Here is a 14,278-nt window from a genome sequence, read left to right on the forward strand (position 1 = left end):
GCGACCTGTCCTTTTGCGTGTGATCCAGTTCCTGTTTTGAACTTTCCGACATACGGTCAATCCAGTCGTCAATCATCCGACGCAGCAGCACGTTTAGCTGTGATTCAAGACAAGAAGTACTGGGAAATCTTTACCATGCGTTCGCATTTGTTCAAGGCACTACCCTTCGCTCTCGCCGCCTCGTTTGCACAAGCACAATCCTTACCAGAAGCCATGCAACAGGCCATGGATGTCCATCCGGAGATTCAGGCGGGGGTCAACAGTCGTTTGGCCGCGGATTATCAATTAAGAGCAGCGAAAGGTGGATACCTGCCGAAGGTCGATCTGCTCGGCGGTTATGGCCGTGAAGGCACCGACAGCGTGACCACTCGCGCTGCCGGAAACAGCAACCACTGGGAGACTCTGAACCGTAGCGAGTCAAGTTTACGTCTCTCGCAAATGGTCTTTGACGGTTTTGCGACGTCCAGCGAAGTGGGGCGTCAACAAGCCACCGTTAATTCCCGCGCTTATTCCTTGCTCGGCACTTCCGAGCGCACCGCGCTGACCGTCGCCCAAGTGTATCTGGACGTGCTGACCCGTCGTGAGTTCGTGCGTCTGGCCGAAGACAACCTCAAGAGCCACCAGCGTATCTACGACCAGATCCAGTTGCGCACCCAGCGCGGCGTCGGCAGCGGCGCCGACCTCGATCAGGCCGAAGCGCGGATGGCTCAGGCCCGCAACAACCTGATCACCGAGCAGACCAATCTGGCCGACTCGGAAACCAATTTCCTCAGCGCCGTTGGCCAGATGCCCGATCAACTTGAGCGTCCGGCACCGTTCATGGCGATGATGCCGGCCAACCTCAATGAAGCGCGCCAGCAGATGCTGGAAAACAGCCCGATCCTGCGTTCGGCCGAGTCCGACATCGCCGCCGCCGAGAAGCAGTACGAAACCGCCAAGTCGACCTTCTACCCGCGTTTCGACGCCGAACTGGGCCGCACCGCTGACAACGATCTCGACGGCCAGAACGGGCACAACAACGAATGGCAAGCCATGCTGCGCATGCGCTTCAACCTCTATTCCGGTGGCAGCAACAAGGCTGATCTGGAATCCAAGTCGTACCTGTCGAACCAGGCGCTGGACATCCGTAACAACGCCTTGCGTCAGTTGAATGAAGAGCTGGGTCTGGCCTGGAACGCCTTGAACAACGCCAATGCGCAGGTGCCCATCGCTCAGCAGTACGTTGACCACAGCACCTCGGTGCGCACCGCTTACCAGCGTCAGTTCAGCCTTGGCGAACGCACCCTGCTCGATTTGCTCGACAGCGAAAACGAGCTGTTCACCGCTTCGCGGCGTCTGGCGGAAATCAAAAACATTCAGTTATTTACTCAGTACCGAATCAAGGCGACCATGGGCGAATTGCTCAGAAGCCAAGGCGTTGTCGCGCCATTGGCATCCGTTGTGCAGAACGACGTGAAGCCCAAGGTTCAGCTGCCTGGGATGAATTGAGTCAGCCCTTTTCAACTGTCAAAGAGTGTCGAGCGTGGAATCAGAAGTCAGTCGAGTTCATCTCAGTCATGATCCACGCGCGTTGCACGACGATCCGTTACTGGACGGTCTGCTCGCCCTTTGCATGCTGCACCAGAAGCCCGCCAGCGCGGCGATGCTGACCACCGGTCTGCCGCTGCCCAAACAACGTTTGAGTGTCGAGTTGCTGCCTCGCGCAGCGGCTCGCGCCGGCCTGCAAGGTCGGGTGCTGCAGCGCAAACTGGAAGAAATTCCGGCGATCGCCATGCCGGCGTTGCTGCTGCTCAAGGATGGCCGCAGTGCCGTCCTGCTCGGCTGGCAGGGTGACAACGACGCGCGGGTGCTGCTCAGCGAAAGCGACGGCGGCGAGTCCGTGGTCAGCCGCGAGCTGCTCGTCGATGACTACACCGGCAAAGTGTTCTTCGCCCAGCCGCAACACAAATTCGACGTCAACCACGGCACGCTGATTCCGCGTGCGCGTTCGTGGTTCCGCGACACCCTCAAGCGTTCGCGCTGGCTGTATGCCGATGCGATTGCCGCCAGTTTCCTGATCAACATCATCGCCATGGCTGCACCGCTGTTCGTGATGAACGTCTACGACCGCGTGGTGCCGAATCAGGCCGAAGCGACCCTGTGGGTGCTGGCCCTCGGTATCACTGGCGCCTACATTTTCGACCTGATCCTCAAGAGCCTGCGCGCCCTGTGCCTGGATCTGGCCGGGAAGAAAACCGACCTGATCATTTCCGCGACGCTGTTCGAACGCATCGTCGGCATGGCCATGAAATACCGTCCGGCGCGAGTCGGCAGTTTCGCGCAGAACATCCACGAGTTTCAGAGCCTGCGCGACTTCCTCGCCTCGCTGACGCTGACCAGTCTGATCGACCTGCCGTTCACCATCCTGATCTTCATCGTTATCGCCATTCTCGGCGGGCATCTGGTGTGGATTCCGGTGCTGGCGTTCCCGATTGCCCTGCTGATCGGCTATGCGTTGCAGAAGCCGCTGGTGGCCACCATGGAACGCACCATGGCCCTCGGCGCCGAGCGCCAGTCGAGCCTGATCGAAACCCTCGCCGGCCTCGACGCGGTCAAGGTCAACAACGCCGAAAGCGAACGCCAATACCAGTGGGAACAAACCATCGGCACCCTCAGCCGCCTCGAGCTGCGGGTGAAAATGCTCTCCGGCCTGGCGATGAACATCACCCTGCTGATCCAGCAACTGGCCGGGGTGATCATGATCGTCTTCGGCGTGTACCAGATCATCGCCGGCAACCTGAGCATGGGCGGTCTGATTGCCTGCTACATGCTCAGTGGTCGTGCACTGAGCCCACTGGCCTCGCTGTCGGGTCTGCTGACCCGTTATCAGCAAGCCCGTGTCACCATGACTTCGGTCGACCAGATGATGGAGCTGCCGCAAGAGCGCAACTTCGAAGAACGCCCGCTGAGCCGCAAGGTTTTGCAAGGCGCGATCGAGTGCCGCCAGCTCAACTTCACCTACCCGGAACAACAGAACCCGGCGCTGAAGAACATCAATCTGGTGATCCGTCCCGGCGAGAAAATCGGCATCATCGGCCGCAGCGGCTCGGGCAAAAGCTCCCTCGCCAAATTGCTGGTGGGTCTGTATCAGCCGGATGACGGCGCGTTGCTGGTCGACGGTGTGGATATCCGCCAGATCGACGTCAGTGAGCTGCGCTACAACATCGGCTACGTACCGCAAGACATCCAACTGCTGGCCGGCACCCTGCGTGACAACCTGGTTTCCGGCGCACGTTATGTAGAAGACGAACTCGTCCTGCAAGCTGCCGAACTGGCCGGCGTCCACGAATTCGCCCGTCTGCACCCGCAAGGCTATGAGCTGCAAGTCGGCGAGCGCGGGCAAAACCTCTCCGGTGGCCAACGACAAAACGTCGCGCTGGCCCGAGCGCTATTGCTCAATCCGCCCATCCTGTTGATGGATGAACCCACCAGCGCGATGGACAACACCGGTGAAGAACGCCTCAAACAGCGCCTCGCCGCCGTGATCGAAAACAAAACCGTGGTGCTGGTTACGCACCGGGCTTCACTGTTGTCGCTGGTGGATCGTCTGCTGGTGATCGACCGTGGACAAATTCTTGCCGATGGCCCGAAAGCCGCCGTGATGGAAGCGTTGAAGAAGGGGCAGATCAGTGTTGCTTAAGTCGGGTTTCAAGGATTCGATCCGTCGCTACTTCAAGGGCTCGGCATCGCTGCAGGGCCAGCCGCTGCCGGAGGTCAACAAAGCGCTGATCGAGGACGCCCCGCGCGTCGTGCGCCTGACCATCTGGGCGATCATCGGCTTCTTCGTGTTCCTCATGCTCTGGGCCAATTTCGCCGTGATCGACGAAGTGACCAAGGGCGATGGCAAGGCGATTCCGTCGTCGAAGATCCAGAAAATCCAGAACCTTGAGGGCGGGATTGTCTCCGAACTGTTCGTCAAGGAAGGCCAGATCGTCGAAGCCGGCGCACCGCTGATTCGCCTCGACGACACGCGATTTGCCTCCAACGTCGGCGAAACCGAGGCCGATCGCCTGTCGATGCTGTTGCGCGTTGAGCGTCTGAGCGCTGAGGTCGATGACCGCCCGCTGAATTTCCCCGAGGACGTGCTCAAAGCCGTGCCCGGTCAGGCGAAAAGTGAAGAGTCGCTGTACATCAGCCGCCGTCAGCAATTGCACGACGAGATTGGCGGGTTGCAGGAACAGTTGATTCAGCGTCAGCAAGAGCTGCGCGAATTCGCCTCCAAGCAAGCGCAGTATCGTCAGCAACTCGGCTTGCAGCGCCAGGAAATCAACATGTCCGAGCCGCTGGTGGCGCAGGGCGCAGTGTCCCCGGTAGAAGTCTTGCGTCTGAAGCGCGCCGAGGTGGAAACACGCGGTCAGCTCGACGCCACTACGCTGGCCATCCCGCGCGCCGAATCGGCGATCAAGGAAGTGCAGCGCAAGATCGACGAGACACGCGGCAAATTCCGCAGCGAAGCGCTGACTCAGCTTAACGAAGCACGCACTGACCTGAACAAGGCCAGTGCTACCGGCAAGGCGCTGGAAGACCGCGTCAGCCGTACGCTGGTGACATCGCCGGTGCGCGGTATCGTCAACAAGTTGCTGGTCAACACCATCGGTGGCGTGATTCAGCCGGGCAGCGACATGGTCGAAATCGTGCCGCTGGACGACACCTTGCTGGTCGAAGCGAAGATCCGTCCGCAGGACATTGCCTTCCTGCATCCGGGGCAGGAAGCGATCGTCAAATTCACCGCGTATGACTACACCATTTACGGTGGGCTGAAGGCGCAACTGGAGCAGATTGGCGCGGACACCATCACCGACGAAGACAAGAAAACCACGTATTACGTGATCAAGGTGCGCACTGAGCGCAGCCACTTGGGCACCGATGAAAAGCCGTTGTTGATCATTCCGGGGATGGTTGCGTCGGTGGACATCATTACCGGCAAGAAGTCGGTGTTGAGCTACCTGCTCAAACCGATCATTCGGGCACGGGCTGAGGCGTTGCACGAGCGCTAGATCTTCATTGGCCTTTCTGGCCTCATCGCTGGCAAGCCAGCTCCCACAAGTTTTATGTCGGACACATAGAAGTGTTCTACCCAAAACCCTGTGGGAGCTGGCTTGCCAGCGATGACGGCAGCCCACACACCACATCCCAGTCAGTAAGTGACAAAAACCGTCACTCACCACTCAGTCCATTCCTCACCAATCGCCATATCGTTATTCATTAACGGTATTTAATTTCCAATTCTTATAGCTATAAAGTCGTCTCCCTGCGTACCTGCCGACCAATCGGCGCGCCGCACGAGCTGAACCAACACGCAATTCAGCGTGAGTGTCTGATCGACGAGCGCGCCCGTGAGCGCGCCGTGCGTGGGAGATGGAAAGATGTCCGCAGCTACTGCTTCCCCAAGCGCCGCGACCGCCGCGCCGCAATCCTTTGAAATCCGTCCTTTCAGTGGTGCCGTCGGCGCCGAAATCATCGGCCTCGACCTCAGTCGGCCGATCAATGATCAGGACTTTGCGCGCATTCATCGCGCGCATCTGGATCACCACGTTGTGGTATTCCGCGACCAACAAATTACCCCGCAACAACAAATCGACTTCAGCCGCCGCTTCGGCGTGCTGCAGATCCACGTGCTCAAGCAGTTCCTGCTGGTCAGTCACCCGGAAATCCTCATCGTTTCCAACATCATCGAGAACGGCCAGAACATCGGCCTCGGCGATGCCGGCAAGTTTTGGCACTCCGACCTCTCCTATAAAGAGTTGCCGAGCCTTGGCTCGATGCTGCATGCGCAAGAGCTGCCTTCCGAGGGCGGCGACACGTTGTTCGCCGACATGCACAAGGCCTGGGACAACTTGCCCGAAGCCTTGCGCAAAGCAGTCGATGGACGCCGCGCCGCGCATTCCTACACCGCGCGCTACAGCGAAACCAAATTCGAAGGCAACTGGCGTCCGACCCTGACCCCGGAGCAACTCGCTCAAGTGGCGGAAGTGGTGCACCCGGTGGTGCGCACGCACCCGGAAAATGGCCGCAAGGCGCTGTTCGTCAGCGAGGGTTTCACCACGCGCATCGTCGGCCTGCCGGAAGACGAGAGCCAGCAACTGCTGAGCGAGCTCTATGCCCACAGCGTGCTGCCGCAAAACATCTACCGCCATCAGTGGCAGCCCCACGACCTGGTGTTCTGGGACAACCGTTCGCTGATCCATCTTGCCGCCGGCTGCCCCGCGCACCTGCGCCGCAAGCTGTATCGCACGACCATCCAGGGCGACGCGCCTTTCTGATTCAGCGGAGATTGATCAAAAAATGAACGCTCCCTTGCCAGGCCACGCGGCCAGCAACCCGATCGCCCGCAGCGAAGCGCTGCTGGCCGTCGATCACGTCAGCCTCGAATACCGCACGCCGCAACGCGTGGTGCGCGCCACCCATCAGGTCAGTTTCGAAATTGATCCGGCCGATCGTTATGTGCTGCTCGGCCCGTCCGGTTGCGGCAAATCGACCTTGCTCAAAGCGGTCGCCGGGTTCATTCAACCGTGCGAAGGCGAGATCCGCCTGCAAGGCCAGCGTGTTGACGCACCGGGGCCGGACCGGATCGTGGTGTTTCAGGAATTCGATCAGCTGCCGCCGTGGAAAACCGTGAAGCAGAACGTGATGTTTCCGCTGCTGGCCTCGCGCACGCTGAAGAAAAAAGAGGCGGAAGAACGCGCACTGCACTATCTGGAAAAGGTTGGGCTCGCAGCTTTTGCCGATGCCTATCCGCATACCTTGTCCGGCGGCATGAAGGCGCGCGTGGCGATTGCCCGGGCGTTGGCGATGCAGCCGAAAATCCTCTTGATGGACGAGCCATTCGCCGCACTCGATGCGCTGACCCGCCGCAAGATGCAGGAAGAATTGCTGCTGCTCTGGGAAGAAGTGCGCTTCACCCTGTTGTTCGTCACCCACTCGATTGAAGAAGCACTGGTGGTCGGCAATCGCATTTTGCTGCTGTCGCCGCATCCGGGCCGGGTACGTGCCGAAGTGCACAGCCATCAATACGATTTGCACAGCCTGGGTGGCGTGGCGTTTCAGGAATCGGCGCGGCGTATTCATCGTCTGTTGTTCGACGAAGGCCAGTCGCCAGAAACCGAACGTGACCACGACTTCAACGATATTCGCATCGCCTATTGAGCGGCCAGGAGGAGTACCCGATGAGCCATTCATCATCCGTGCGTGAAGAATTCGAAATTGTGTTGGAGCCGCTGAAAGAGGTGCCGGTCGAGCGAGAACTGTCCCTCGGCACGCGGCTGTGGCAACAGGGCTGGCTGCGTAAAAGCCTGATCCTGATTGTGCTGGCGGTGCTGTGGGAAGTGGTCGCGCGGATCCAGAACAATGATCTGATGCTGCCGAGTTTTCTGCAGACCAGCCATGCGCTGTTCGATGGCTTGCTCAGCGGTGAACTGCTGGCCAAGGTGTGGATATCGCTGGTGGTGCTGATCAAGGGGTATCTGATCGGCATTGTCTTGGCGTTTGCCCTGACCACGTTGGCGGTGTCGACGCAGTTGGGCCGCGATCTGCTGAGCACGATGACCTCGATGTTCAACCCGCTACCGGCGATTGCCTTGCTGCCCTTGGCGCTGCTTTGGTTTGGCCTGGGGCAGAACAGCCTGATTTTTGTGTTGGTGCATTCGGTGTTGTGGGCCTTGGCGCTGAACACTTACGCGGGGTTTCTCGGCGTGTCTGAAACGCTGCGCATGGCCGGGCGCAATTACGGTTTGAAGGGTCTGCGGTTGGTACTGTTCATTCTGATCCCGGCGGCGCTGCCGTCGATTCTGGCCGGGCTGAAGATTGGCTGGGCGTTTGCCTGGCGCACGTTGATCGCGGCTGAACTGGTGTTTGGCGCGACCAGTGGCAAGGGTGGGCTGGGTTGGTACATCTTTCAGAATCGTAATGAGCTGTATACCGACAAGGTGTTTGCCGGGTTGGCGGTGGTGATTTTGATTGGCTTGCTGGTGGAGAATCTGGTGTTCGATACGCTGGAGCGGGTGACTGTCAAGCGGTGGGGGATGCAGCGGTAGTTTTGTGGCGTGCCGGCTGGCGGCATCGCTGGCAAGCCAGCTCCCACAGTGATGGGGGCGTTCACAAAACCTAGAACACCACAAAACCTGTGGGAGCTGGCTTGCCAGCGATGGCGTCCTGTCGGGCGCCTCCATATATCAAGGATGTTTGCTAGCATTGCGCACAGATCAATCCTGATCGGCCACGAGTGCTCAGCATGCAACTCCCGGACATGAACCTTTTGGTCGCCCTCGACGCGTTGCTCGACGAAGGCAGTGTGGTCGGCGCTGCGCGGCGGATGAACCTCAGCCCGGCCGCCATGAGCCGCACGCTGACGCGAATCCGCGAAGCCATCGGCGATCCGATCCTCGTGCGGGCCGGTCGTGGCCTGGTGCCGACCCCCAAGGCGCTTGAGTTGCGCGAGCAAGTCCGCGATGTGGTCGAGCAAGCCGCGCTGCTGTTCCGCTCCGCCGACACCGTGGAACTGGGCACGCTACGCCGGCGCTTCAGTATCCGCGCCAATGACTTTTTCATCGGCGTCTATGGCGGCAAGCTGTTCGACACCCTCGATCAACTGGCTCCGCACTGCGAATTGCGCTTCGTCCCGGAAGGCGATGGCGACGATGAAGCGCTGCGAGAAGGGCGGATCGACCTGAGTGTCAGCAACACCCGACCGGTCACCCCGGAAGTCAAAGTGCAAAACCTGTTTTCCACGCATTTCGTTGGCCTGGTGCGTGAGGACCATCCGTTGCTGGATGGCGAAATCACTGCCGAACGCTACGCCGGGTTTTCCCATATCAGCATGTCGCGCCGGGGCATTGCCCGTGGCCCGATTGATACCGCGCTGAATGCGCTGGGCCTGGAGCGGCGCGTGGCGGTGATCGCGCCGAGTTTCCATGCGGCGATGTTCGCGCTGCCGGATTCCGATCTGATTCTGCCGGTGCCCAAGGAAGCGCTGCTCAGCGTGCGTCGGCTCGGCTTGAAGCTGCGCTCGTTCGACCTGCCAATTCCATTGCCAACCCTGATGCTGACCCAGGCCTGGCACCCGCGTTTCGACAAGGATCCGGCGCATCGTTGGCTGCGTGAAACCCTAAAGACCTGCTGCGACGAAACGTGGTTGGCGGCACAGCCCTGAAGATCAAAAGATCGCAGCCTTCGGCAGCTCCTACATTGAAATGCATATCCCTGTAGGAGCTGCCGAAGGCTGCGATCTGTTGCTTTAATGATTGCGTCTGACGCACTTATAACCTGCCAATAAGTCAGTTTTCGTCATTGCCAAGCCCGACTAAGATGCTCCGGTATTTTTCCCTTCGGAGTGTGTATTCATGACATCCCTGACGGCGGCAGCGCCCATCGCTGCGGCCAGCCCGGCAAAGGCGATCACGCCACCGGTGTTCGGGGCGCGGATCATCATCGGCCTGGTCGGCGTATTGCTGGCGGTGCTGGTGTCGGGCCTTAACGAGATGGTCACCAAAGTGGCCCTGGCCGACATCCGTGGCGGGTTGAACATCGGTTACGACGAAGGCACCTGGCTGGTCGCCAGCTACACCGCCACCTCGGTCGCGGCCATGGCGTTCGCGCCGTGGTGTTCGGTGACCTTCTCGCTGCGCCGCTTCACCCTCTGCGCGATCGGTCTGTTCACCTTGCTCGGCGTGCTCTGCCCGTTCGCGCCGAACTACGAAAGCCTGCTGTTGATGCGCATCCTGCAAGGTCTGGCCGGCGGCGCGCTGCCGCCAATGCTGATGACTGTCGCGCTGCGTTTTTTGCCGGCCAACATCAAACTCTATGGCCTGGCCGGTTATGCGCTGACGGCGACGTTCGGCCCGGGCCTCGGTACACCGCTGGCCGGTTTGTGGACCGAGTACGTCGGCTGGCAGTGGACGTTCTGGCAGATCATCGTGCCCTGCCTGATCGCCATGGCCGCTGTGGCGTATGGCTTGCCGCAGGATCCGCTGCGTCTGGAGCGCCTCAAGTCGTTCAACTGGAAAGGCCTGCTGCTGGGCTTTCCGGCGATCTGCATGCTGGTCATCGGTCTGTTGCAGGGCAATCGACTGGACTGGTTCGAGTCGAGCCTGATCTGTGGATTGCTCGGCGCCGGTTCGCTGCTGCTGGTGGCGTTTCTGATCAACGAGTGGTCGCAGCCGATTCCGTTTTTCAAATTGCAGATGCTCGGCATCCGCAACCTGTCGTTCGCCTTGATGACCCTGGCCGGGGTGTTGGTGGTGCTGTTGGCGGTGGTGTTGATTCCGTCGAGTTACCTGGCCCAGGTGCAGGGCTATCGCCCGGTGCAGACCGCGCCGATCATGTTGATCGCCGCATTGCCGCAGTTGATCGCACTGCCGCTGGTGGCGGCGCTGTGCAACCTGCGCTGGGTGGATTGTCGCTGGGTGCTCGGCATCGGCTTGAGCATGTTGGCGTTGTCCTGCCTGGGTGGATCGCAACTGACTTCGCAATGGATTCGTGACGATTTCTACGTGCTGCAGTGGCTGCAGATTTTCGGCCAGCCGATGGCGGTGTTGCCGTTGCTGATGCTGTCGACCGGCAGCATCACGCCGCTGGACGGGCCGTTTGCCTCGGCGTGGTTCAACACCGTTAAAGGCCTGTCAGCCGTGGTCGCTACCGGCGTGATCGAGGCGCTGACCACCTCGCGCCTGCATTTCCATTCGAGCATGTTGGTCGACAGCCTCGGCAATTCGCCGATGACCGATCACAGCGATCCGGGCCTTGCCCATCGACTGCACGAACAAGCCGTGGTGCTGACCTCTTCCGATCTCTATGTGTGCATGGCCGGCGTCGCGGTGGCGTTGATCCTGCTGATTTTCTGGCTGCCGACGCGGATCTATCCACCGCGCGCGCCGACCTGATGGCTGTACTGAAACAGAAGGTTTTTATGACGACTCAAGCAAAGCAAAAACTCGCGGTGGCCGTGGCGGCCGCGCTGGCCGTAGGCGTGCTGGTGTACCTGGCGCTGCCCGGTCTGTTCGGCAAACGCACCGAGCAAACCACCAACGATGCCTTTGTCTCCGCTGATTACACGCTGGTCGTGCCGCGCGTGGCCGGGTTTATCAAGGAAGTGCTGGTGGAAGACAACCAGCAAGTCAAAGCCGGACAATTGTTGGCGTTGATCGATGATCGCGATTTGCGCGCTTCAGCCGAAGCGGCGGATGCGCAAACGCTGGTGGCGCGAGCGCAGTTGCAGAACGCCAAGGCGACGCTGGAGCGCCAGACGTCGGTGATCGCTCAGGCGCAAGCTTCGGTGGTTTCGGCCAAGGCTGAAATGGCCTTCGCCCAGCAAGAACTGAATCGCTACAACCATTTGGCCGGCGTCGGTGCCGGGACGGTGCAGAACGCGCAACAGGCGCGCACCCGCATCGATCAGGCCACGGCGCATCTCGACACGGCCACGGCGAAACTGGCGGCGGAGCGCAAGCAGGTCGATATCCTCAGCGCTCAGCGCGACGCCGCCGAAGGCAGTTTGAAGCACGCGCAAGCGGCGCTGGAAATCGCCAGTTTCGAACTCTCCTACACGCGCATCACCGCCCCGCAGGACGGCATGATCGGCGAGCGCGCCGTGCGCGTCGGCGCCTACGTAACGCCGGGCAGCAAGCTGCTGGCGGTGGTGCCGCTGAAACAGGCCTATGTAGTGGCGAATTTTCAGGAGACGCAGCTGACTGACGTGCAGCCGGGTCAGGAAGTGCAGGTGCGTGTCGACAGCCTCGGCGGCGAGGCGTTGAGTGGTCGCGTCGAAAGTATTGCCCCGGCGACCGGTGTGACTTTTGCGGCGGTGAAACCGGACAACGCCACCGGCAACTTCACCAAGGTGGTGCAGCGGATTCCGGTGAAAATCATGCTCGAACCGGGTCAGCCGCTGGCCGAACGGTTGCGCGTGGGGATGTCGGTGGAGGCGAGTATCGATACGCGCAGTTCGGCGACGTCGGTGCGTGAGGTGACTCAGCGATGATTGGTGTTGAATCGGCTGTCCTCATCGCTGGCAAGCCAGCTCCCACAGGGTTTCTCGGCGGGACTAGAGTTCTCGGACAACCTGCAAAGTCTCTGTGGGAGCTGGCTTGCCAGCGATTGGGCCAGTGGCAGCCACTCACCTTAAGTGCCTTGCTTGTGGTCAGCCTCACCGCCTGCACCGTCGGCCCGGACTTCCAAAAGCCTCAAGCCACACAAATCGCCGACTGGGCCAAACCGGCCAAGTCCGCGCCCAGCCAAGCCGTCAGCGAACCGTTGAACGAACGCTGGTGGGAGGTCTTTCGCGACCCGCAACTCTCCGCGCTCACTCAGCGTGCGGTGAAGAGCAACCTCGACCTGCAACTGGCCAGCAGCCGCCTGCAACAAAGCCGCGCCGCCCGCCAAATGATCGGTGCTGACCGTTACCCGAACACTGCCGCGAGCGGCAGTTACGGCCGCGAACGCAACAGCGGCAAAGGCCTGAGCGACCCGTCCGGGCATAACGGCGATTCCGCTTTCAATCTGTGGGACGCCGGTTTCTCCGCCTCTTGGGAACTGGATTTCTGGGGCCGCGTGCGCCGCGAAACCGAAGCCGCCGACGCCAATCTTGAGGTCGCCGAAAATGACCGTCGCGGCGTGTTGCTGGCGGTACTCGCTGACACCGCACAAAACTACATTCAGCTGCGCGGCGTACAGAACACTCGTGCGGTCACCGAAGAAAACCTCGACGTCGCCCGGCACAGCCTGAAACTCTCGCAACTGCGTTTGGCTGACGGCGTGGCGACTGACCTGGACGTCGCCGAAGCCGCCGCGCAAGTGGCCGCCATCGAATCGCGTCTGCCGGCGCTGGAACAACGTCAGTCGCAACTGATCAACGCCATCAGCCTGCTGATGGGTGAGCCGCCACAAGCGCTCGCTAAAGAGTTATCCACAGACGCCGCCGTGCCGCAGTCGCCGCTGCAAGTCGCCATCGGCCTGCCGTCGCAACTGGCCGAACGCCGTCCGGACATCCGTCAGGCCGAAGCGCGCCTGCACGCTGCCACCGCCAATATCGGCGTGGCCAAGGGCGATTTCTATCCGCGCATCACCCTGTCCGGCAACCTCGGCTCGCAAGCCATGCAACTCAGCGACTTCGGTTCGTGGGGCTCACGCGCCTTCGGCATCGGCCCGCAATTCAGCCTGCCGCTGTTCGACGGCGGACGCCTGCGCGGCGTGTTGCAATTGCGCGAAGCTCAACAGCAGGAAGCCGCCGTCGCCTACCAGCAAACCGTGCTGCGCGCCTGGCATGAAATCGACGATCAGCTGACCGCCTACAACGCCAGCCAACGCCGCCGCGACAGCCTCGCTGAAGCCGTCCGCCAGAACCAGATCGCCCTGCGCACCGCGCAACAGCAATACGTCGAAGGCGTGGTTGATTTCGTCAACGTGCTCACCGTGCAAGGCGCGTTGCTGGCGACGCAGGAGCAATGGGTTGAGAGCTCGACCGGGGTTTCGCTGGCGATGGTCGGGTTGTACAAGGCATTGGGCGGGGGATGGGAGTCGGTGTATCCGGCGCAAGTAACTACCAATAATCCGGTTTGATCGCTGGTTTTTTGTGAGTGGCTACTCGGTCAGGAAACTGATGGAGAAGCAATTCATCCGCAGTGATTACACGTCGCAACCAATGAGAGTGATCTTTCAGAGAGCCTGGAGTGGGCCGGTTCAAACCTGCCCTGTGCGGAAGGATCACGCCAACGGTTAGATGAGGAAAATCTGTCCGTATCGATCTCAATGCGGGAGTGATATCGGTGTCACTCGAAACCAGTACGAGTTGTTCGACACGCTCTTGCGTTGCGAACATCATCTGCTGGCAGGCGGTGCGGTACATGCTGATCGCTATATGAACGTCGGTTTCCTTTTCTTCAAGCTTCCAGATGTCGACCTTGTCCTGACGTGAGGCCTTGGTGTTTTTGTCGATGAATCGAGGCGCTTTAGCCTGTTCAAGGTGATGTCGACCAAAATGTACCCTGACATTGGTCGTGCGCAGTGCCCTTATATAAGTGTCTTGTGCCTCTTTTGAAATTCGGCCCAATGTCGCGAGCTCGGGTTTTATTGAGGAGGTGAAATAGTCAATCGAGACAACGGCGTTTTGCGGGTTTTCGATGTACGCCACATGGACCAGCAATCCTTCAAGATTGAGCCATTTATAGGGGGTGCCAGCGAGCAGCCCATAAAACAAGTTGTAGCCATCGACAAAGAAAGCAGTTCGCACAAATCATTCCTCAGAAAC

At 60.3% G+C, this 14,278-nt stretch carries 11 protein-coding genes; 10 read left to right on the plus strand and 1 reads right to left on the minus strand.

What is annotated here, in order from left to right; all coding sequences use genetic code 11:
• Positions 1 to 135: 135 nt before the first annotated feature.
• The 10 genes from AC3Y64_RS00720 (at position 136) to AC3Y64_RS00765 (ending at position 13,590) form a co-directional block, all read left to right on the plus strand.
• Positions 136 to 1,488 carry a TolC family outer membrane protein gene (locus AC3Y64_RS00720; RefSeq protein ID WP_489986080.1) on the plus strand — a complete coding sequence of 451 codons (1,353 nt, stop codon included), beginning with the start codon at positions 136 to 138 and terminating at the stop codon, positions 1,486 to 1,488.
• A 34-nt stretch (positions 1,489 to 1,522) separates the two neighbouring features.
• Positions 1,523 to 3,679: a type I secretion system permease/ATPase gene (locus AC3Y64_RS00725; RefSeq protein ID WP_158955271.1), complete on the plus strand. Its 2,157-nt coding sequence runs from the start codon at positions 1,523 to 1,525 to the stop codon at positions 3,677 to 3,679.
• A complete protein-coding gene (locus tag AC3Y64_RS00730) occupies positions 3,669 to 5,036 on the plus strand; it encodes an HlyD family type I secretion periplasmic adaptor subunit (RefSeq protein ID WP_489986081.1) in 1,368 nt (455 codons plus the stop codon). Before AC3Y64_RS00725 ends, AC3Y64_RS00730 begins: the two co-directional genes overlap by 11 nt.
• 369 nt (positions 5,037 to 5,405) lie before the next feature.
• On the plus strand, positions 5,406 to 6,302 hold the full coding sequence (locus AC3Y64_RS00735) for a TauD/TfdA dioxygenase family protein (RefSeq protein WP_489986082.1): 897 nt from the start codon (positions 5,406 to 5,408) through the stop codon (positions 6,300 to 6,302).
• A gap of 22 nt (positions 6,303 to 6,324) precedes the next feature.
• Positions 6,325 to 7,185, plus strand: coding sequence for an ABC transporter ATP-binding protein (locus AC3Y64_RS00740; protein WP_016985557.1), 861 nt, complete (start codon positions 6,325 to 6,327; stop codon positions 7,183 to 7,185).
• Positions 7,186 to 7,205: 20 nt separating this feature from the next.
• Positions 7,206 to 8,072 (plus strand): ABC transporter permease, encoded by an 867-nt coding sequence (locus AC3Y64_RS00745; RefSeq protein ID WP_489986083.1) that lies wholly within the window; start codon positions 7,206 to 7,208, stop codon positions 8,070 to 8,072.
• Positions 8,073 to 8,269: 197 nt separating this feature from the next.
• Positions 8,270 to 9,187 (plus strand): LysR family transcriptional regulator, encoded by a 918-nt coding sequence (locus tag AC3Y64_RS00750; protein WP_257356710.1) that lies wholly within the window; start codon positions 8,270 to 8,272, stop codon positions 9,185 to 9,187.
• A gap of 190 nt (positions 9,188 to 9,377) precedes the next feature.
• Entirely contained in the window at positions 9,378 to 10,916 is a 1,539-nt protein-coding gene (locus tag AC3Y64_RS00755) for an MFS transporter (RefSeq protein ID WP_489986084.1), read from the plus strand.
• 26 nt (positions 10,917 to 10,942) lie between these two features.
• Positions 10,943 to 12,013 carry an HlyD family secretion protein gene (locus AC3Y64_RS00760; protein WP_489986085.1) on the plus strand — a complete coding sequence of 357 codons (1,071 nt, stop codon included), beginning with the start codon at positions 10,943 to 10,945 and terminating at the stop codon, positions 12,011 to 12,013.
• The gene (locus AC3Y64_RS00765; RefSeq protein ID WP_489986086.1) at positions 12,010 to 13,590 is read left to right on the plus strand and encodes an efflux transporter outer membrane subunit; all 1,581 of its coding nucleotides are present in this window, start codon (positions 12,010 to 12,012) and stop codon (positions 13,588 to 13,590) included. The genes AC3Y64_RS00760 and AC3Y64_RS00765 overlap by 4 nt, the downstream gene beginning before the upstream one ends.
• Here the strand turns inward: AC3Y64_RS00765 and AC3Y64_RS00770 are convergent.
• Positions 13,571 to 14,260, minus strand: a complete 690-nt coding sequence (locus AC3Y64_RS00770; protein ID WP_489986087.1) for an NYN domain-containing protein — start codon at positions 14,258 to 14,260, stop codon at positions 13,571 to 13,573. The two genes, AC3Y64_RS00765 and AC3Y64_RS00770, sit on opposite strands and share 20 nt — an antisense overlap.
• Positions 14,261 to 14,278: the final 18 nt, after the last annotated feature.

It is taken from the genome of Pseudomonas sp. 4CAES_32.4, assembly GCF_058136335.1.